This window comes from Chryseobacterium sp. CS2K3 (assembly GCF_059515185.1).
This window is the reverse complement of sequence record NZ_JCAKRW010000004.1, coordinates 388,449-410,445: the sequence shown is the minus strand read 5'-3', so window position 1 is coordinate 410,445 and position 21,997 is coordinate 388,449. Positions and strand designations below refer to the sequence as shown.

The following is a 21,997-nucleotide window of genomic DNA, read 5'->3' as shown; positions in this document are numbered from 1 at the left end:
TGATGAATTGAAATTAACTCAACTTTTGTAATGATTCTTGTTTTTATGAGCTGTTTCCTGCTATCAGTTCATACTTCTCGCTCAATTCCTTTCCTGCTATTGGCTTTTGGGTAACTGCTGTAATATCCTTAGCAGGGTTTTGAACCCTGCCAAGGATGAGATTACGATTTCAAAAAAAACCAAACAGATTTAAAAACCTGTTTGGTTGATATCATTAAAAAAGTAATAAGTGTTTTTTATTTTTTAATAAATTGCTGAGTATGATTATCCAGTCTTAAAATATAAGTTCCCGTTGGGATTCCCTGTACAGAAATATTTTTCTTATTTCTAAACGGTTTTTTTTCGGTGTAGATGATCTTTCCTGAGAAATCAAGGATTTGTGCAGTCTGTATTTTTTCAGTTTCTCCGCTTACATAGATGTTTTCATAAACCGGATTCGGATAGATTTTAAGTTCTTTATTGACAGAAGTAATAAACTCTGATGTGGATAAGGTTCCGCCAAGGTCCTGACAGTAATCTACAGGATAAAGATCCCATTCAGAACTATTAAAGGAATTTGAAGGCTGATTAACAGAGATTTTCCTGTACAAAGAAACATCCTTCAAAGTAGAAACATTGGATTGGTTTTTAACTCCTAGAGCATCCACTGTTGTTGATTTATATCTCAATTCGTAGTATTTATCTCCGTCATAAGCCAATTGAGGTGCTGCTGTTACAAATCTCGCCTGCTCTATATTGAAACACGTAAGATTCGATCTTGGATTTAAAATTACAATTCTTTCATTATTCTGTATTGTTCCTTCCATTTCAAAACCTGCTGGAAAATAATAATTTCCATTACCATACGCCTGAACAGATAATTTATAATCTTTAAGATCTACAGGATGACCGGTTTTGTTTGTGATTTCTATTGCTTTATTATTAGATGTTCCTTCTATATATTTAGAGATAAATAAGTCTTTAGCAAATCCGTCGGAAGCAAGGGTGTTTACAGCAACCGAATTACTGTCTGATGAATTCAGATATCCATTATCATAAGACTTCACTGTATAAGTATAGGACGAAGAAGGATTGAGATGATCAATAACCAGTGTTGTTGACTTGGTGGAGCTTAAAAACACCCCATTCTGATAGATATTATATCCAATCACATCTGAACTTGTACTTGGTGACCAGCTTAAGGTTGTAAAATATGCTCCGGTTTGTCCTGCTGTTACATTTAATGGTGCCTGAGGAGCAATTGTATCCGGTGTCTGAGTCCATATTTCATTTACCCATTGTGGATTATCAATAAAGGGATTTCTATTTTTCTGGATGGCAAATACAGCATTGTTTCTATTGATTTCCCTTGGAGAAACCGGATCTTGCTGATGCCACTGAAGAAGCATTGCAATATAGGGCGCATCAAATGCTCTTTCCGCTGTTCCGTCAAGGGGAGATCTGTCTATTGCAGGATTAATATTGGTAGAATAATTAAATGATGGTAATTTGTTTTCATAACGAACAACAAAATACAGCAACATTCTGGCTACATCACCTTTAAATTCATCAATCGGCTCATATACCCTGTTCGTATAAGCATAATTAGGAATAGCGCTATTGGCTATTTTTGAGGTATTAGTAAATGTATAATGTAGCGTTGAATTGCCAATACCATAAGGATAATTATTTCTTAACTGATTGATTTTAGCATCTGTAGGAATTACAAAATGTAAATCAGAAAACATAGGATAACTACTCCCGAAGGTGCTTTGAGGCATAGCATGCTCTCTATTGTATCCTTCTCCTTCCCCACCTGTAGTACTGATAAGGTTGGCTGAAGTATATTCATAAGCATCAGGACCAGTAGGGTTTTCAGAATAAATATCTAATAAAATGGTACTATTGTTAGCTTGTGTATGTTCATCATAATACCAGTCAAGATCAGTCTGATTATAGAATGCGGGAAGATCGTCATAATGCCAGTTGATATTCTTTTTAGAGATAATATCATGGACTTTTGTTTTCAGGGCATAGCCTGTCAGTCCTGCTGTTCCGTCATAATATCCGGCAGGAGGCTGCGCGGAAATATAGGAGGATATTAAAATAATAGGAAGTAGAATTTTTTTCATGCCTTAAAAATTGGGAGGCTAAATTAGTGAAATAAAATACGTTAAAAACGGAATATTTTATTACGAATATATTAATTTATAAAAATATAAAAAACTGGAAATTAAAATATTGTGAATTACCACATTATGGTTTGAATAATTTTCTTTAGCATTCCGTCAATTTAATTATCTTTGGGAACTAACTATTATCAATATGAATACAGAGACAATTGACAACATCAAAATGATAGCGGAGACAGCTAGAGAATTTGCAGAAAAGAATATCCGACCAAATATTATGGAGTGGGATGAGAGCCAGACTTTTCCAAAAGATTTATTTCACCAGCTTGGAGAAATGGGTTTTATGGGAATCGTAGTGCCTGAGCAATATGGAGGTTCCGGATTGGGCTATCATGAATATGTTGCTATTCTGGATGAGATTTCCCAAGTGGACCCTTCTATCGGACTTTCTGTAGCAGCACACAATTCTCTTTGTACAAATCATATTTATGAGTTTGGAAATGAAGAACAAAGAAATAAATGGCTTCCTCAATTGGCATCCGGAAAAGTAATCGGAGCTTGGGGATTGACAGAGCACAATACAGGTTCCGATTCTGGTGGTATGTCTACAACTGCTGTGAAAGATGGAGATGAGTGGATCATCAACGGAGCTAAAAACTTTATTACTCACGCTATTTCAGGAGATATTGCCGTGGTAATGACAAGAACAGGAGAAAAAGGAGCTAAAAACAACTCTACGGCTTTTGTTTTAGAAAAAGGAATGCCAGGTTTCACTTCCGGTAAAAAAGAAAACAAACTGGGAATGCGTGCTTCTGAAACAGCTGAACTAATTTTCGACAACGTACGTGTACCAGATTCTCACCGTTTAGGAGAAGTTGGAGAAGGTTTCAAACAAGCTATGAAAATATTAGATGGAGGTAGAATTTCTATCGCAGCTTTAAGTTTAGGAACAGCAAGAGGAGCTTACAAAGCTGCTTTAAAGTATGCTAAAGAAAGACACCAGTTTGGAAAATCAATCTCTGAATTCCAGGCAATAAACTTCATGCTGGCTGATATGGCTACAGAAATTGACGCTGCTGAGCTTTTGATCCAAAGAGCTTCTACATTGAAAAATGCTAAGCAAAAAATGACAAAAGAAGGTGCAATGGCAAAATTATATGCATCTGAAGCTTGTGTAAGAATTTCTAACAATGCAGTGCAGATCTTTGGAGGGTATGGATATACTAAGGACTTCCCTGCTGAAAAATTCTACAGAGATTCTAAGCTTTGTACTATTGGAGAAGGAACTTCTGAAATCCAGAGACTGGTGATCGGAAGAGATATTACAAAATAACTTTAATCCTCATACAAATGATCAAACAGGCACTTTTGGGTGAATTTTTGCATGAAGCAGAAAACACCAGAAAAATTTTAAAAGCAATCCCTGACAGCGCTTTAGATTGGAAACCGTCTGAGAAAAACTGGACAACAGGTCAGCTGGCTTCTCACATTGCTGAAGTTTACAACTGGTACGGTCCTACCTTCAATCAGGATGTTTTTGACATGGGAAAATATCAATATGACAAAGGTGATATTTCCAAAGCCGAAAATATTCTTGCCAAATTTGAAGAGAATGTAGCCCAGGCACAGAAAGTTCTTGAAAACTCAGATGAAAATACCTACTTCAATGAATGGAAAATGGAAATGAACGGAAATGTACTTTTCCCACCATCACCAAAAGTTCAGGTTGTAAGAGGTTTTCTGTTTAATCATTTGTACCACCACAGAGGTGAGCTGGTTGTCTATCTAAGATCTACCGGTAACAAGGTTCCCGGACTTTATGGTCCTACCGCTGATGATAAAAGGTAAATAAATTATTTTATTTGATATATCAATGCCATATGTTTTTATACATGTGGCATTTTTCTTTTCTGGAAGCCTCTTTTCAATTATATACAATGTATCACATAACAAATTAAACGCATAGTCTAAAATTTTCTTAAAAAATTTTGTTTTTCGTAATATATTTTTTATTAATTTCGATTTACCATAATAAAAACAAATATTTAATATGAAAAGACAATTAACCCTGATTGGAATGCTCCTGATCACTGGAGTTTCCTATGCGCAGACTGACCGTCTTTGGTCTCCTAACTCTAAAAGAACTTCTTCGGAGATCTTTGAAAACAAAACAAACATTAATAATCCAAAGGTTTTTAGCCTTGACATTAACGGATTAAAAAACGCTTTAGCAAAAGCACCCAAAAGACTGGCAGCCGGTGAAAAATCAGAGATCATTATCTCTTTCCCGAATTCTGAAGGGAAAATGGAAAACTTTAAGGTAAAAGAAAATTCCAACTTTGCTCCTGAGCTGGCAGCAAAATATCCAGACATCAAGTCATATGTAGGACAAGGGCTTGAAGATCCTAATTCTACAGTTTATTTCAGTGTATCTTCACTAGGATTATCTTCAATGGAGATATATGGTGACAAATCGGCAGTATTCATTGAACCTTATTCAAAAGACCTTTCAACGTATGTAGTATACAAAAAGTCTGATAAAAAAGATGATTTGAGCAAATTTGAGTGTACTGTAATAGATGTGGCTAAAAAAGGAGCAAGTAATCCAAATCTTGCGGCAAGACCAAATGCCGATGATGCAAAATTAAGAACATTCAGACTGGCATTGTCAACTACTGGAGAATATACTACTTATTTCGGGGGGACAAAAGCTCAGGCTTTAGCTGCAATCAATAATACAATGACCCGCGTAAACGGAGTTTTTGAAAAAGATTTTGCAGCAAGAATGGTTTTAATTGCCAACAATGACGCTGTTATTTACACGAATGCCTCTACAGATCCTTATTCTGCGGCATCAGGAATGAGCAGCTGGAATTCTCAGTTACAAAGCACTTTAACTTCTGTAATCGGGGAAGCCAATTATGATATCGGGCACTTGTTCGGAGCTTCCGGAGGCGGAGGAAACGCAGGATGTATCGGTTGTATCTGTACAAACGGTTCGAAGGGAAGCGGATATACTTCTCCTGCAGACGCAATTCCATCCGGAGATAACTTCGATATCGATTATGTTGCTCATGAAATGGGACATCAATTTGGCGGAAATCACACATTCTCTATGAACAACGAGGGTACGGGGGCTAATATGGAACCAGGATCAGGATCAACTATCATGGGGTATGCAGGAATTACCAGCCAGGACATCCAACCACATTCTGATGCATTTTTCCATGCAATAAGCATTCAGCAGATCACTAATAATATTAAAGCTAAAACCTGTTCAGTAAATACAAATACGGGGAATTCTATCCCGACAGCTAATGCAGGTCTTGATTATACCATTCCGAAAGGAACTCCATTTGTCCTTACCGGTACAGGAACGGATGCGGACGGAGATTCTTTAACTTATATCTGGGAACAGATGGATAATGCGTCTTCTTCTCAAACAGGTGCCAGCTCTGCTGCAAGTGCAACAAAAGCTTCGGGACCTAACTTCAGATCATGGGCTCCAACTACTGTTCCTACAAGATATTTCCCAAGAATGGCTTCCGTATTAGCAGGAGCAACAACTACTGCGGGTTCAGAAATTACTGTAGAAGCACTTTCTTCGGTAGCAAGAACTTTAAACTTCAGATTTACTGTTCGCGATAATAAGGCAGGAGGTTCAGGGAACAATTCTGATGATGCAGTAATCACTGTTAACAGCACTGCGGGACCTTTCTTAGTTACTTCACAGAATTCAGCCACTACATATACGGGTGGAAGTTCACAAACTGTAACATGGGATGTGGCAGGAACTACGGCAAACAATGTAAATACTGCCAATGTAGACATTCTTTGGTCTACAGACAACGGAAATACATGGACTACTCTATTATCAGGGACTCCAAATGATGGTTCGCAAGCCGTAACAATTCCTAATGCAACCACAACTACGGGAAGAATTATGGTAAAAGGGTCTAATCATATTTTCTTTGATGTAAATAATGCTAATATCTCGGTAAATGCAGGTTCAGGAACACCTGATACTGTTGCTCCTACGGCACCTACCCTTGCTGCTTCAGGTACAACATCTACAAGCACTAACTTATCCTGGTCCGGAGCTACAGACAATGTAGGAGTTACAGGATACGATGTATACCAAGGGGCTTCATTGATTGGTTCTACAGCTTCTACAACTCTTACCGTAACTGGATTGACTCCTTCTACAACATACAGTTTCTCTGTGAAAGCAAAAGATGCAGCAGGTAATGCTTCTTCTTCAAGCAATACCGTAAGTGTTACAACTCTTGCTGGAGGTGGTACAGTTACTTATTGTTCTGCTTCTGCTTCCAATACAGCGGATGAAAGAATCGGAAATGTAAGCTTCGGAACAATTAATAATACTTCAACGGGAACTGCGGGTTATGAGAACTTCACTTCTGTTTCTACAAATGTTACCAGAGGAAACACTTATACCATCTCTATTACTCCGGTTTGGACATCAACCAAATACAGTGAAGCATATGCTGTTTACATTGATTACAATGGTGACGGTGACTTTACAGACAGCGGAGAATTAGTTTGGTCAAAAGCAGGATCTACTACTTCACCGGTTACAGGATCTATTACAATTCCGGCAACGGCTGCAATTGGTTCTACAAGAATGAGAGTAATGATGAAATACAGCTCAATCCCTACATCTTCATGTGAAGCTTACACATACGGACAGGTTGAAGATTATACATTGAATATTGTTTCTTCAGGAAGAGGAGATCTTTCTAATACCAACAATTTGATCACTGGTATTAAGCTATATCCAAACCCTGCAAAAGATATCATGCATATTTCAAATACGTCATCTGAAGATTACAAAATCTTCGATATGGGTGGAAAACTAATTGACTCAGGAAAACTTCAAAGAGGTACAGTGAATGTAAGTAACCTTGTAAAAGGCGCTTATATGCTCCAAGTTGGAGAAAAGGCTCAAAGATTCATTAAGAACTAATAGTCTATTAAAATTTTAAACGATGTGAAGGCTGCTCTACTCAGAGCAGCCTTTTTATTTATATTCAATATGTTATGCATTTTGCTTATTCTTATTTTAAATTATTCTAAAGAAAAATTATTTTTTTACTATTATTTTTGTTAGTTTTGAACTGCAAAAATTCACGGCAACATGAAAAAACAATTATTAATGATGGGGATGCTGGTGTTATCTGGCGTTTCTTTTGCGCAAACAGACCGTCTATGGTCTAAAAGATCTGAGAAAAATTCCTCGCCCATTCTTGAAAACATGAAAAGTATTGATAATCCACGAGTTTTTCATCTGGATATTGATGGTTTAAAGAATTCTTTGGCAAAAACACCAAAAAGATTAACGGAAAAATCAGGAGTTACCATTTCTTTTCCAAACTCAAAGGGAAGAATGGAGGCTTTCAGGGTAACTGAAAACTCAAACTTTACTCCTGAGCTGGCAGCCAGATATCCTGATATCAAATCTTATGTAGGACAAGGCGTGGAAGATCCTTCTTCAACGATTTATTTCAGTATTTCTTCTTTAGGGCTTTCTTCCATGGAAATTTATGGGGATAAATCGGCAGTTTTTATTGAACCTTATACCAAAGATCAGTCAACATATATAGTCTATAAAAGATCTGACAGAAAAGATAATCTCAACAAACTTGAATGTAAAGTTCTTGAAACAGCTCAAAAAGATGCTTCCGGTGCTATCAGCGCAAGAAATGCTAATGATGCTACTTTAAGAACCTTCAGACTTGCTCTTGCCTGTACAGGAGAATATGCAGCGTTCTTCGGGGGTACCAAAGCCCAGGCTTTAGCAGCAATGAACAATACGCTTACCCGCGTAAATGGTATTTTTGAAAATGATTTTGCCGCAAGAATGGTTTTGATTCCCAATAATGATGTCATTGTTTATACTAATGCTTCAACAGATCCATTCTCACCATCCGTACAAATGAATAAATGGAACCTTGAGCTTATGAATGCACTGAGTTCTACTATTGGAAATGAAAACTTTGATATTGGTCATTTGCTTGGAGCTACAGGAGGTGGTGGTGATGCAGGGTGCATCGGCTGTATATGCAGTGACGATATGGGAACCTATCTTGACATGGGAACTTATCCTGATAATTATAAAGGAGCCGGATATACTTCTCCGTCTAATGGAATTCCTTCAGGGGATACTTTCGATATTGATTTTGTAGCTCATGAAATGGGACATCAGTTCGGTGGAAACCATACCTGGTCTTACAGCACGCAGACAGATTTACAGCCTGTAGAACCAGGTTCAGGATCTACTATTATGGGATATGCTGGGATTACGGGATATGATGTTCAGCCTCATTCAGATCCATTCTTTCATGCCCGCAGTATTGAACAAATTACCAATAATATTAAAACAAAAACATGTTCTGTAAACTCACCTACCGGAAATTCAATTCCTACAGCAGATGCGGGACAGGATTATACTATTCCTAAGGGTACTCCCTTTGTGCTTACGGGTTCCGGAACGGATGCTGACGGAGATTCACTTACTTATATCTGGGAACAGATGGACAGAGGAACTTCTTCTCAGACAGGAAGCAATTCTGCGGCTACTCCTACAAAAACTTTAGGACCAACTTTCAGATCATGGACACCTACAACATCTCCTGTAAGATATTTCCCACGAATGTCATCGGTGTTAGCCGGCTCAACCAAAACAATGGGAGCAGAAATAGACGTAGAAGCCTTATCTTTAGTATCAAGGAACTTAAATTTCAGATTTACCGTTAGAGATAACAGATTAGGAGGTGCAGGAAATAACTCGGATGATGCAAAAATCACTGTAAATGCAGCGGCAGGTCCTTTTATCGTTACTTCACAAAATGATGCAATCTCTTACACAGGAGGAAGTTCACAAACCGTGACGTGGAATGCTGCAGGTACCACCGCAAACAACATTAATGCTGACAATGTAGATATTCTCTGGTCTACAGATAATGGAAATACCTGGACTACCCTATTGGCAGAAACTCCAAATGACGGTTCAGAATCCGTAACAATTCCAGATACGGCAACTACTTCCGGAAGAATTATGGTAAAGGGAAGTAATCATATTTTCTTTAATGTAAATAAAGCCAATATATCTGTAACCGAATCAGGAAAACTATCCACTGTAGAAACTGAATTTACAAAAGCAACAGAAATAAAACTATATCCAAATCCTGTAAAAGACATTCTTACTTTATCCAATACAAAATCCGAAAATTATAAAATCTATGATATGTCCGGGAAACTGGTAATGTCAGGAAATCTTCAGCGAGGAACAATTGACGTAAGAATATTGGTAAAAGGAAATTACGTAATTCAGATTGGAAAATTCTCCAAGATCTTCATCAAGGAATAAACCATACTTACCATAAAAAACGAAAAAGCTGCTCTTTAAAGGGCAGCTTTTTAGCTTTAAATAAGTTGTATGATTTAAAATCAAGCATGTATAACATTAAATATTTTAATACAAATAACTAATATTCATGCAATTAATTCTTAAATAACGTTTTATTGTAAATAATTTCACCAGAGATTGACTTTTTAATTAAATTTACCATTCAATACACTGCTTTTAGTTGTACCGCACTCTAATTTGTATTTAAGGGAATTTCACCTGTGCTTTTTAGGCAATATATAGGTTTATTTCGTTGACAGAAGTTGATTGGTTATACTTTAAAAGTTATTCTAATTTTCAAGGTGCAATTTTTACTCCTCCTTATATTTAAACCATTATTACAAACCTGCAATGGTAAAGTACCCCAGCATTCCCCGATAATACTTAATTAATTTTTTACATAATTTAAAATTTATTATATGAAACATTTATTTAAGTACTTTTTTGTTTTAACGATTGCCTCTTTTTCTATCGCCTGTAGCTCAGATAGAGATGAAGAAGTTGACAACAATCCTGTAAAAATTGTATTCTACAAAAACGCTGATGAACTGGCTACCACCTATGATACAGACGGAACGGTAAACGCAACCATCAGAAATCAGGCATACGATTTATATAAACAGGGAAAATGGAGCGAACTTGAAGCCCTTTTCAAAGCAAACAACCTAAACGGAGGTTGGCCGCCAGCAAACGGAGGATATAATATTGTAGATGATGTACCTTTCGTAGCCGGACAAAAATTCGACAGATATAGCGGTGCTATCGGAAACTATGACGGAACGGGTGTTCCTACCTTGGGAGGAAGTTTTACAAGCCCTATTATTAACGGATATGTTTACACCTTTACTCAAAGAGCATTAAATCAGCCGGAAAACAAATATGATTTCTATTATGAAATAGATGTCGTAAACAATGCACTTCCTTTCAAATCACAAACTGCGGATATCATCCCTTGGTTTAATATGGAAGGCAAAGGCAAGCAAACTATGTGGAAAATACCGGTTGATATCGCAACAGGTTATCAAAAAACATGGAATAAATTAGCAGAAGAAGGTTATGTAAAAATTACCATCAAAAAAAGTCCAAGCGGCAAATACCCTAATAGTGTAGGAACCGTTATACAGTAAAAATAAATTCAGATGTATTCAATATCAAAAAAAATAAACATAGGTAAAAAAGCGGTGCTTGCAAAAGACAGATTTGTTAACGATGAAGCAATTCCGGCTGCGACTACTCAATTTACATGCTGCAACTGTCATCATGAAAATACTGTTAAAATTTCTCCCTATCAATCAGGATTTCCAATCATTCAGGTGTATCACGAAGATAATATTGTACCTAAATCCGAATTATTAAAAAACGGAATGGTCGCAGAAACCTCACAGAGAATGATACATTTGGGAGAGCTTACAGTAAATGATCTACCCACCCTTTATTTTGGAACCGATTGCTCATCATGCCAGTCAAAATACATTTGCGTATTCAGCTATGGGGAAAGACAACCGGGATTAGAAATCTTACAAATCTCAGGGATCCGGGAGTATCAGGAACTGGAATAACTGAAATTGAACACATTACAAAGACAAAACCACAACGTTAAAGTTGTGTTTTTTTTATCGTTTCAGATTTTCTCTTGCCAATCATTTTTTTACTACCGATTAATAAAGATAATCGATCACAAATTATCGTGCTTATTTACATCAGACATTTCACCATTAGCAAATCGTTTTCTATCTTTGTCATAAATAAAAAAATTCATGGATAAAATTGATAGTTTGAACCAAGTAGCAGAATTCCATACTACTTTCAAAGCCCCTATTCTAGACACCCCACAAATTCCTTCTCCTGAAAGATGTAACCTTAGAGTTGAACTTTTACAGGAAGAATTAAATGAACTTAAGCAGGCAATTGCAGACAACAATATCGTAGAAATTGCTGATGCTCTTTGTGATTTACAATATGTTTTGAGTGGTGCCGTTCTGGAATTCGGTCTTGGCAATAAATTTGTAGAACTATTCAACGAAGTTCAGCGTTCCAATATGTCTAAAGCATGTGACAATGAAGAGCAGGCTAATGAAACCGTTGAATTCTATAAAGAAAAGGAGGTAGAATCTTTTTATGAAAAGTCTGGTGAAAAGTTTAACGTTTACAGAAAGGCAGATCATAAAGTATTAAAAAACAAATACTACTCTCCTGCTGATCTAAAGTCAATTATTGAGAAATAAAATATGAAAAAATTTATTACAAACCTTGTTGCCGTTTCAGGTTTATTCTTAGCTACTCAGCAGCTTAGCGCTCAAAAAGTAGTGGTAAACCGCGAAGTAGATACAGAAAAAGACGGTAAAATGCTTTTGGGACATCAGCTGAAAGAGCAGTTCTTAAAGGCTCCCTATGCAGATTGGTATGTAAAAGAGCACGATGAATATGCTTTGGATCAAAAAGCAATCAGTGAGCTGAAAAAAGAAAGACTTGGGTCTTACGATATCATTGTTTTCATGGGAACCTGGTGTGAAGACAGCCACAGAGACATTCCAAGATTAATGAAAATATTGGAAGAAGTTGGATTTCCTGAAAGTAAGCTGACGATTATTGCAGTAAACCGTAAAAAAGAATCTCCAACAGGGGATGAATCTCTATACAATATTCAGAAAGTTCCTACTATTATCCTTAAAAGATATGGCAAGGAAGCCGGAAGAATTATAGAAATGCCAACTACCGGATATATTGAAAGAGATATGGTTGAAATCCTGAAAAAGAATGATTCATCTGTAATTAAAGATATTTTTAAATAGATTTTGAGAAATTATAAAACAATATTATCATTTGTAGCCGGTGCCGGCGTGATGGCGCTGCTCTTTTTTGGTCTAAAATCCTGTCTTAACCTTGGAAAGAAAACGGAAAAATCAGATTATTATATTCTGACCAACCAGATCTCCAAGATGAATAAGATGGTGGTGATAGAACAGAATAATTCTTCTATGCAGAAAACCAAAATGGGCTATGAATTTCTTGGAAAAGAAGTTTCAAGCAACAGTATCATTACCTACACCAAAACCAATGCTCAGGTTTCTTATGATCTTAATAAGATGAAGCTTGAAGTGGATTCCATTAATAAAAAACTGATCATTGCAGAACTTCCTGACGCAGACATCAGAATTACACCAAGTGTGGAAATTCAATCGCTGGATGATTCATTTTTTAATAGAATTTCTGAAAAAGACATTAAAAATGTAACCACAAAAGCGAAGGAAACGGCGATTAAATCTATTGATCAGAACCAACTGAGAACCGAAGGACGCAAGCAATTAATGGAAAACCTTGATAATATTTTCGTTTTGGCAAAAGCTTTGAATTATACTATAGAAGATAAAACCGGAAAGATCGGTGTTCTTGGACTCTAAAAATAATTCAGGCAATGGACTCAAAAGGAAACAGCAAAAAGAAAGAATCTGCTAATACCGCAGAGACTAAAAATCAGAATCAGGATTTCCAGAATATTCCTGCTTCATCGAAAAAGGTTAATCCCCCTGACATTGATAAGGAAGACATTCAGAAATCTTCTAAAAACAAATCAGGAAAAACGGATAATACAAAGGATTAAGAAAACCCATCAAGTTTGATTTTAATTTCAGTTTAGAATAAAAAGGTTCTGTCTCGCATGAGTCAGAACCTTTTTTAGGCTCAAGCACAAAAGTTGTGGGGCTTAGAATATTTAGATCTGTTTAATTTTAAAATTTAACGCAAAGGATTTCTATTATCTGGTGTTGTATTTTAAGAAGCAAAGCTTGAATCAATTGTACTGATTCAATCCACAATTTTCGAGACTGATCACCATTTTATTACTGCTATTTCAAAATTATCGTAAAAATATTTTCATTTAAAAAGTCGAAAGGCTCTGTATCATACGAAACAGAACTTTTCTTCTAACTATCTATCTAAGTGAACTTTTTTATTTATACAATGGTAGATTTACCGATTTTTACATTTTCAAAATTGTAATATGATTTTTCAGAATATTTGATATGATCCGCAATGAAGCTTCCCACTTCGCTGGTAGAATAATATTGTTTGCTGTTAAGATCTACCGTAACATATTTATTTTCAATGGCATGCTCTACGGATTGTCTCAGTTTATGAGCTGCGGCATGCAGGTTAAGATGATCCAGCATCATTGCTACACTTAAAATAGAAGCAATAGGATTGGCAATTCCTTTTCCTTTCGCCTGTGGATAAGAACCGTGAATAGGCTCAAATAAAGCATTATTCTCTCCTACTGATGCTGACGGAAGCAAACCGATAGAACCACCGATTACGCTTGCTTCATCAGAAATAATATCACCGAACATATTTTCTGTCAAAATAACATCAAACTGTTTCGGGTTAAGGATCAACTGCATTGCTGCATTATCGACAAACATATAATCCAATTGTACATCAGGGTATTCAGACGCGATTTCCTGACAGATTTTTCTCCATAATCTTGAAGTATCCAGCACATTCGCTTTGTCAATTAAAGTCAGCTTTTTATTTCTTTTCTGCGCTTCCTGAAATGCCATATGAGCAATCGGTAGAATATCTTCTCTGCTGTACTTACAGATATCATAAGCATAAGCACCATCCGGATCTGTAAATTTTTCACCAAAATAAATACCGCTTACTAATTCCCTGAAAATCTGAATATCAGCACCTTCAATAATTTCTCTCTTCAATGGACTCTTGTCAATCAGAGAAGCATACGTTTTCAAAGGGCGGATATTGGCAAATAATCCTAACTCTTTACGAAGTTTTAATAACCCTTGTTCAGGTCTTACTTTGGCTTCAGGATTGTTATCAAATGCAGGATCTCCTATTGCCCCAAAAAGTACAGCATCAGATTCCTTGCAAATAGTTAACGTTTCATCAGGTAAAGGATTTCCTGTTTTAAAAATAGCTTCCGCACCGATCAGTCCGTAATCAAAATGAAATTTGTATTGAAAAACGTCTGCAATTACATCTAATATTTTGATGCTTTCACCGATAATTTCAGGACCTATTCCGTCTCCGGGAAGAACTGCGATTTTAAAATAATTGTTGCTCATTTTTTTTCTGTGTTTTTAGTTCAAAATTAGTGATCGCCTGTTTCTTGCTGATTAAGAAATCAATATCGTCATAGCCATTCAATAGGCATATTTTTTTATAGGAATCCAGTTCAAAAGTTTCAGTGGTATCTTTAAAGCTGATGGATTGTAATTCTACATCAATGGCAATTTCATTATTTGGATTTTCATTAATTCCTTCTAAAATTTCCTTTAAAAATTCTTCAGAGACTTTTACCGGAAGAAGTCCGTTATTGAGAGCATTTCCTTTAAAAATATCTGCAAAATAACTGGATATAATTACTTTAAAACCATAATCTGTCAATGCCCAGGCTGCATGTTCACGGCTGCTGCCACATCCAAAATTGTTACCTGCCACGAGGATTTCACCATTGAATTTTGGATTATTTAAAACAAAATCAGAATTAGGTTCATTGGTGTGAATATTAAACCTCCAATCTCTGAAAAGATTTTCACCAAAACCTTTTCTGTCTATACTTTTAAGGAATCTTGCCGGAATAATCTGGTCTGTATCTATATTTTCTGCAGGCAACGGTACTGCGCTGGATTTTATTATAACTAATTTTTGCATGTATTCTTTTTAATTTAAACTTTCAAAAGCAGAAATTCTACCTTCTATTGCGGCTTTTGCAGCTGTAAGCGGACTTGCTAGAATGGTTCTCGCTCCTTGCCCCTGTCTTCCTTCAAAATTTCTGTTGGAGGTAGAAACACAGTATTCTCCTTCGGGAATTTTATCGTCATTCATTGCAAGACAGGCTGAACATCCTGGCTGCCTGATCTGGAATCCTGCATCATTGAAAATTTTATCCAATCCTTCTTCGTAGATTTGCTTTACAACCTGTTGAGAACCGGGAACAATTAATGCTTTTACAGCTTCTGACTTATTTTTTCCTTTAATATACTGTGCTGCAGAACGGAAATCTTCAATTCTTGCGTTGGTACAGCTTCCAATAAATACATAATTAACTTTTATACTGGAAGGCGCCTGCCCTGCTTCCAGTCCCATATATTGCAGCGCTTTCGCTTCTGATTCATTTTGTGGAGCAGGAATGGTTTCATGAATTGATATTCCCATACCAGGATTCGTTCCATAAGTAATCATCGGATAGATATCTGATGCATTAAAGCTTAATTCCTTATCAAAAACAGCTCCTTCATCAGTTTTCAAAGTGTTCCAGTAGGCTACTTTTTCATCCCAATCCTCACCTTTTGGAGCAAATTTTCTTCCTTGTACATAATTGAAAGTGGTTTCATCAGGAGCAATCATTCCACCGCGAGCACCCATTTCGATGCTCATATTACAAACCGTCATCCTTCCTTCCATCGACATTTCTTCGAAGACGTTTCCGGCATATTCACAGAAATAACCTGTTCCGCCATCTGTTCCGATCTTTGAAATGATATAAAGAATCACATCTTTAGGCTGAACATTTTCATTAAGTTTCCCATTCACGGTAATTCTCATAGATTTTGGCTTATTCAGCAGCAAACACTGGCTGGCAAATACCTGAGCAACCTGACTGGTTCCGATTCCAAAAGCTATAGCTCCAAAAGCTCCATGTGTGGAAGTATGGCTATCACCACAAACAATGCTCATTCCCGGCTGTGTAATACCCAATTCAGGTGCAATAATGTGAACAATACCCTGGTACTGATGTCCCAATCCGAATAATTCAATATTATTTTTCTGGCAGTTCTCTGTTAACTGCTGAATCTGATTTCTTGATAACTCATCACGGATCGGTTGTTCCTGATGCAATGTAGGAACATTGTGATCTGCTGTTGCGACAATTTGTTCAGGTCTGAAAACTTCCAGATTCCTAGATTCAAGCTCTGCAAAAGCCTGCGGGCTGGTCACTTCGTGAATCAGATGTTTGTCTATATATACGATTTGTGGTCCGTCCGGAACAGTATCTACAACATGAGCGTCCCAAACTTTATCAAAAAGTGTCTTTTTATCGTTGTTCATTTTTACTTTTACTTGAATTATATCAAACTCTATCCTATTTTTCTGCTGCAAACTTCCATGATCAGAGCTAAGTCATCATTACATACCTCTTTTTTCAGATCGGCTATTTTTAGAAATTCCTGATACAGATAATCCAGTTCATTCTTCGTAACATCAAAACCAATATGCTTAAATCTGTAGGCAAGTGCAGAACGTCCGCTTCTTGCAGTAAGAATAATAGATGATTCATTCACTCCCACTTCAGCCGGATCAATGATTTCGTAAGTTTCTCTGTTTTTGATCACTCCATCCTGATGAATTCCCGAGCTGTGTGCAAATGCATTTGCTCCTACAATAGCCTTATTGGGCTGTACAGACATGCCCATCAGATCAGAAACCATAGCACTCATTTCATTCAGCATCCTTGAATTCACATCGGTATACAGATGTAAGTCTTTATGTTGTTTTAAGATCATTACAACTTCTTCCAACGCCGTATTTCCAGCTCTTTCTCCCAATCCGTTGATTGTACATTCAATCTGGCGGGCTCCGTTAATAGCTCCGGAAATTGAATTAGCGGTTGCGAGTCCCAAATCGTTATGGCAATGGCATGATAAAACCGCTTTTTCAATGCCTTTTACATTCTCTCTCAGATATTTTATTTTCTGTCCGTATTCTTCCGGCAGGCAATATCCTGTAGTATCAGGAATATTTAAAACGGTGGCTCCGGCTTTGATTACAGCTTCACAAACCCTTGCCAGGTATTCATTATCTGTTCTTCCGGCATCTTCTGCGTAGAATTCCACGTCTTCCACATAGCTTTTGGCATATCTTACAGCTTCAGCAGCACGTTCAATGATGTTTTCCCTTGTTGAGTTGAATTTATACTTAATATGAGAATCAGACGTTCCGATTCCTGTATGTATTCTTGGTTTCTTTGCAAATCTTAAAGCTTCACCTGCGGCATCAATGTCTTTTTTATTCGCTCTTGTAAGCCCGCAGACCTTTGCATTTCTTACGAGTTTTGAAATTTCAGAAACAGATTCAAAATCTCCGGGGCTGGAAATCGGAAAACCTGCTTCAATGATATCAACGCCCAGTTCATCAAGCTTTTCAGCTATAATCAGTTTTTGTTCCGTGTTTAGTTTACATCCGGGAACCTGTTCTCCATCTCGCAGTGTGGTATCAAAAATTTCAATTTTTTCGGAATTCATAAATGAAGTTTTTTACTTAATTTTGATCCAAAACTACAGCTTGCAATATTTTTTGATTTTTATTTTTCCTGAAAATTACAATATTCAATTGTTGAAGAATTAGTTTTATCATATTGATATTTAATCATTTAAATCCTAAAAATTTACAATGGCAGAATTGCAGAAAGATTTTTTGTTTGTACTGGTAAAGTCATTGACCACTTCCGAAAAAAGACAGTTTAAGTTGTACGTTAACCGTCTGGGAATTAATGTAGACGCCAAATTTTTACTTCTTTTTTCCGAAATGGATAAGATGAAAGAATATGATGAAGCCGTTATTATTGATAAAAAAATATCTACGAAACAACAGCTTTCCAATCTTAAGGCACACCTTTACAAACAGATTCTTGTGAGTCTCCGCATGAACCCGAGCCATCAGAATTATCGTATACAGCTGCGTGAACAATTGGATTTTGCCAATATTCTATACCAAAAAGGACTTTATAAACAGGCTTTAAAAATTTTAGACAAGACGAAACAGACCGCTTTGGAACTGGATGAGAAAAGTATTGCTTCCGAAGTTATAGATCTCGAAAAAGTCATTGAATCTCAATTTATTACAAGAAGTATTGAAGGACGTGCGGAAGAACTGATCAGGCAATCTCAGGAATTAAGTAAGCAGAATCGATATACTACAAAACTTTCCAATCTTTCATTGAAATTATACAGTGAAATGTTGACACATGGCTACGTAAAAAATAATACAGATCGTGAGGAAGTTATGGAATTTTTTAATGATCAGATTAAAAATATCAGGTTTGATAAATTGAATTTCACCGAAAAGCTTTGGTATTTTAAAGCACATGTCTGGAAAAATCAGTTGTTACAGGATTATAAGTATACTTTAAAATATGCCTATCAATGGGTTGATCTCTTTCATAAGAGTCCGGAAATGATTTACAGTCATCCGGTTTGGTATATCAAAGGAAATACCTATTTATTGAAAATCCTGTTCCTGTACGGAAATATTGATATTCTGGAAGAACATTTTGCGGATTTTAATAAGATGGTACATGCTGAAAACTTCGCTCAGAATGAGAACCTGCAATCTCTTATTTTTCTCACTCATTACAATACTCTGATGAACATTCATTTTGTAAAAGGTGAATTTTTTACCGGAACAAAGCTTATTCCTGAGATTGAATTAAAAATGGAGAAACTTCGGGAAAGGATTGATGAACATCATTTTATGATTCTTTACTTAAAAATGGCAGCCATGTTCTTTGGGAGTAAGATGTATAAAAAGTCTATCGAATACTCTATGAGAGTGATAGAATCCAAAGGAAATGTTCAGGAAGATCTTTTATTTCATACTCGTATTTTAATTCTAATGTCTAAATATGAGTCCGGAAACGATGAAGATTATGATGAATTTATAGCTTCTACGCTGAAATTTGCTAAAAAAATGAAAAAGCCGGAAGAGTTTCACTTCGAAAGTATTCAGTTTTTTAAGAATGTGAATAATCAGGTTTTGGATCAGAGACAAAAGGCATTTGAAGCGTTTGATAAAAAATTGGAAGAGTTTTCTCACAATGAGTATTACAGAAGATCTTTATTTTATATAGACATTCATGGATGGATCAAATCTAAGGTTCAGAATGTAGATGTAATTGAAATCATCAAACAAAAAGTGAAATATAAAAGAAAAAATTAATCTGAAACGCTTTCCTCTTATGGGTCAATTATGAATTTTTCATTGTGAATTACACACATAAATTTTAGAATAACATACGGAAACACCACACAAAAACAAACTTCAATTAAATCCTGTAAATATTTAAAATAAAGATACTTAAATCGTATTAATTTAAGCAAAATTAAACAAACTGTTTTAATATAAAAATTTTCGGCTGGCTCTTTGAGCCAGCCGAAATTATAATCAACTTTTGATAAGCTTTAAACTTTTCGCCAATTTTGTAGAAGTATCTTTTAAGGTATCAACCTATTTAAAAATACTTTCTATAAAATGCAAAGTATTTCTATGACTGATTTTTTCCATCAATTCAGTAGAAAACCTTTCTTCCATTTCTTTATTGATTGCAGGATAAACCGATGCGTTAGAATGCTCCTCGAAGAAAAACGGATGGCGGGATGTATCCGGATGATCTTTCCAATAGAAATAATCTGCTCCATAAGCGAGACTATTTTCACCTCCAAGGTCCAAGCCGTACTGAATATGTTCGTATAATCTTTCCGGGTTCTCAAGATCTACATAATCTTTAATAAAATTCAGTCCGATTAAACCTTTTCTGTTGATAACTTCTTTTGCCAGTTCATCAGGAAGATTTCTGTTATTTTTATAAATTGATCTGAAGTTAGAATGGCTTGCCAGAATAGGAATTGAATAGTTTTTCTGATCAATATAATTGAAAATATCATGTGCCAGCTGATCACTCGTGTGCGCCAGATCAATTGCAATTTTTTTATCTGAAATATAATCAATCAATACTTTACCATCTTCTTTTAATCCCGCTGTGGCATTATTTCCTCCTCCGAAACGGTTTTCCAGATGATGGGTAATCCCGATATAAAAAACTTTTTGAGTATTTTCGATAATGGTTTCCAGCTTTTTAAAACCTGATTCCAGACTTTCATGCTCGTCACAGAAAGAAGATGCGTTTTCGATGGAAGCAATCACTCCGACACGGTTTTTATTTTCAGGAGCTTTATAATTTTTAGAATCAAAAAGGAAAAAATTTTCATTTTGAATTAAATCTGAGAATAATTTGCTTTGTTCTATTCCATAAACAGTGCTGTTGGCACCTGTTCCTGAATAAATTGCCATTACCTGCAGCTTTACATTCCCATCTTTTAGATAAGGTAAGGAACAGCCAATTTCTTTATCGTCTATAGTTGAATTTGATCTCAATAAATAGTAGAGCAAATCACAGTGTAAATCAATGTTTATAGTATTCATAACCGATGACAATTTATAATTTTATTATTTGTTTTGAGCCAGCATATTATTGATAGATTCAATATCTGTATTTTCAAAAATTTCTAATAATTGAGGTACAAAATCTCCAAAAGTTTTATATTTTTTCCTGTTGGCATTGTATTCTTTAATTTTTTCTTCCAGCTGTGGAAGAAATATAAAGTTTTCTTTCAGGTGATAAGCTTTCAGTTTTTTTGCTCTTTCAAGATCTTTTTGAAGTATTGCTGTCTGAATTTCTCCTAATCTCACCAAATGCTCAGCAACGCAGGTCTGGTAGTCTCCATATCCTCCGGTTTTGATCATCGCCTCTTTTAATTTTGAATTTTCAAACAGCTCTTTGAATTTTTCAAGTTGATCCTTATGCTTGTAAACATCTTTATTCACAAAAGAATGTCCGAACTCATGAACGCTTAAAAATCTAGCCTGAAATTGGTTGTCATAGCCAAACTCACCCTGTTTTTCAACTCTTACAAAAGGGCTTGCAACCTCATAAATATTCTTTTTTCCTGATTTTAAAACTACATCTGTTGCAATTCCGCGTCCTTCATTATTGTTAATAGGCCACATCATTATTGGAGAGACAAGAATGGTATAGGTATTAAAACTTTCACCATAAAACTGTTCCATCGCATCAATAAAACCAACCGGGATCTGTTTGTTGTATTCATTTATTCCACCAGCATAAAAGTTTTTATTTTCTTTAAAAAACTGTTCAAGATTCTCCTGATTATAGAATTTTGAGAGTTCCGAAAGGTAATTTCTAATTAAATCAGTAGCTTCTTTATTCTGTTCTTTGGTTAGATTATTGTTGTTAAATTGATAGTTACTGATCCATCCCGTTGACGGAAATTCTTTATGATACATGAGTGGTTTCAGAAGAATATCGTTCCCAGAACCGAATTTTTCGATCAAAGCATCATTCAATTTGGCTGTTAAAATGGCAATATCGGAATTTTTCAAATGGCTGTATTTCTCCAAAGCATTTTTTACAATAGGCTGATATTCTGAGCATTCTTTTATTTTATACAATTCAAAGTCTTTATTGGTTCTTCGATGCTCCGCTGAAAGAATCTCAGCAAGAAAATAGGTTTCTACATTTTTATTGTAAGTTACTGAAAACTTAGAGGTATTTTTCTGTGCAAAGGTGAATGTGGAAGCCAGTGAAACAAAAACTACGAATATCTTTTTCATCTATAATATTAATTCTTATTCTAAATAGGTGCTAATA

General features: G+C 35.7%; 18 protein-coding genes. 11 read left to right on the top strand and 7 right to left on the bottom strand.

Annotation, left to right across the window (positions count from 1 at the left end; translation table 11 throughout):
- Positions 1 to 236 precede the first annotated feature (236 nt).
- On the bottom strand, positions 237 to 2,111 hold the full coding sequence (locus tag AC5YGG_RS09305) for an endonuclease (protein ID WP_496144234.1): 1,875 nt from the start codon (positions 2,109 to 2,111) through the stop codon (positions 237 to 239).
- Between the two features lie 193 nt (positions 2,112 to 2,304).
- Between AC5YGG_RS09305 and AC5YGG_RS09300 the strand changes: the two genes are divergently transcribed.
- The 10 genes from AC5YGG_RS09300 to AC5YGG_RS09255 all read left to right on the top strand — a co-directional run bounded on the left by AC5YGG_RS09300 (position 2,305) and on the right by AC5YGG_RS09255 (position 13,138).
- Positions 2,305 to 3,444, top strand: a complete 1,140-nt coding sequence (locus AC5YGG_RS09300; RefSeq protein ID WP_062699683.1) for an acyl-CoA dehydrogenase family protein — start codon at positions 2,305 to 2,307, stop codon at positions 3,442 to 3,444.
- Positions 3,445 to 3,461: 17 nt separating this feature from the next.
- Positions 3,462 to 3,959: a DinB family protein gene (locus AC5YGG_RS09295; RefSeq protein ID WP_496144233.1), complete on the top strand. Its 498-nt coding sequence runs from the start codon at positions 3,462 to 3,464 to the stop codon at positions 3,957 to 3,959.
- 202 nt (positions 3,960 to 4,161) lie between these two features.
- Positions 4,162 to 7,095 (top strand): reprolysin-like metallopeptidase, encoded by a 2,934-nt coding sequence (locus AC5YGG_RS09290; RefSeq protein WP_496144232.1) that lies wholly within the window; start codon positions 4,162 to 4,164, stop codon positions 7,093 to 7,095.
- A gap of 171 nt (positions 7,096 to 7,266) precedes the next feature.
- Entirely contained in the window at positions 7,267 to 9,498 is a 2,232-nt protein-coding gene (locus tag AC5YGG_RS09285) for a zinc-dependent metalloprotease (RefSeq protein ID WP_496144231.1), read from the top strand.
- 458 nt (positions 9,499 to 9,956) lie between these two features.
- A complete protein-coding gene (locus tag AC5YGG_RS09280; RefSeq protein WP_496144230.1) occupies positions 9,957 to 10,664 on the top strand; it encodes a hypothetical protein in 708 nt (235 codons plus the stop codon).
- A 12-nt stretch (positions 10,665 to 10,676) separates the two neighbouring features.
- Positions 10,677 to 11,096, top strand: coding sequence for a hypothetical protein (locus tag AC5YGG_RS09275; RefSeq protein ID WP_496144229.1), 420 nt, complete (start codon positions 10,677 to 10,679; stop codon positions 11,094 to 11,096).
- Between the two features lie 198 nt (positions 11,097 to 11,294).
- Positions 11,295 to 11,762 (top strand): pyrophosphohydrolase domain-containing protein, encoded by a 468-nt coding sequence (locus AC5YGG_RS09270; RefSeq protein WP_065394492.1) that lies wholly within the window; start codon positions 11,295 to 11,297, stop codon positions 11,760 to 11,762.
- 3 nt (positions 11,763 to 11,765) lie between these two features.
- Entirely contained in the window at positions 11,766 to 12,329 is a 564-nt protein-coding gene (locus AC5YGG_RS09265; RefSeq protein WP_496144228.1) for a thioredoxin family protein, read from the top strand.
- A 3-nt stretch (positions 12,330 to 12,332) separates the two neighbouring features.
- Positions 12,333 to 12,938, top strand: a complete 606-nt coding sequence (locus AC5YGG_RS09260; RefSeq protein ID WP_496144227.1) for a DUF4230 domain-containing protein — start codon at positions 12,333 to 12,335, stop codon at positions 12,936 to 12,938.
- Positions 12,939 to 12,952: 14 nt separating this feature from the next.
- Entirely contained in the window at positions 12,953 to 13,138 is a 186-nt protein-coding gene (locus AC5YGG_RS09255; protein WP_496144226.1) for a hypothetical protein, read from the top strand.
- A gap of 352 nt (positions 13,139 to 13,490) precedes the next feature.
- Here AC5YGG_RS09255 and leuB read toward each other — a convergent pair whose 3' ends face one another.
- The 4 genes from leuB to AC5YGG_RS09235 are packed head-to-tail and all read right to left on the bottom strand — an operon-like array spanning position 13,491 to position 17,795.
- Entirely contained in the window at positions 13,491 to 14,615 is a 1,125-nt protein-coding gene (leuB, locus tag AC5YGG_RS09250; RefSeq protein WP_496144225.1) for a 3-isopropylmalate dehydrogenase, read from the bottom strand.
- Positions 14,596 to 15,204 (bottom strand): 3-isopropylmalate dehydratase small subunit, encoded by a 609-nt coding sequence (gene leuD / locus AC5YGG_RS09245; RefSeq protein WP_496144224.1) that lies wholly within the window; start codon positions 15,202 to 15,204, stop codon positions 14,596 to 14,598. Before leuD ends, leuB begins: the two co-directional genes overlap by 20 nt.
- A gap of 9 nt (positions 15,205 to 15,213) precedes the next feature.
- Positions 15,214 to 16,602, bottom strand: a complete 1,389-nt coding sequence (leuC, locus tag AC5YGG_RS09240; RefSeq protein WP_496144223.1) for a 3-isopropylmalate dehydratase large subunit — start codon at positions 16,600 to 16,602, stop codon at positions 15,214 to 15,216.
- Positions 16,603 to 16,631: 29 nt separating this feature from the next.
- Complete coding sequence (locus AC5YGG_RS09235) at positions 16,632 to 17,795, bottom strand: 2-isopropylmalate synthase (RefSeq protein WP_496144222.1); 1,164 nt, start codon at positions 17,793 to 17,795, stop codon at positions 16,632 to 16,634.
- Between the two features lie 148 nt (positions 17,796 to 17,943).
- Between AC5YGG_RS09235 and AC5YGG_RS09230 the strand changes: the two genes are divergently transcribed.
- On the top strand, positions 17,944 to 19,488 hold the full coding sequence (locus AC5YGG_RS09230) for a hypothetical protein (protein WP_496144221.1): 1,545 nt from the start codon (positions 17,944 to 17,946) through the stop codon (positions 19,486 to 19,488).
- 288 nt (positions 19,489 to 19,776) lie between these two features.
- Here AC5YGG_RS09230 and AC5YGG_RS09225 read toward each other — a convergent pair whose 3' ends face one another.
- Together AC5YGG_RS09225 and AC5YGG_RS09220 are read right to left on the bottom strand one after the other, a co-directional pair.
- A complete protein-coding gene (locus AC5YGG_RS09225) occupies positions 19,777 to 20,751 on the bottom strand; it encodes a dipeptidase (protein ID WP_496144220.1) in 975 nt (324 codons plus the stop codon).
- 24 nt (positions 20,752 to 20,775) lie between these two features.
- Positions 20,776 to 21,960: a DUF4932 domain-containing protein gene (locus AC5YGG_RS09220; protein ID WP_496144219.1), complete on the bottom strand. Its 1,185-nt coding sequence runs from the start codon at positions 21,958 to 21,960 to the stop codon at positions 20,776 to 20,778.
- Between the last annotated feature and the right edge of the window lie 37 nt (positions 21,961 to 21,997).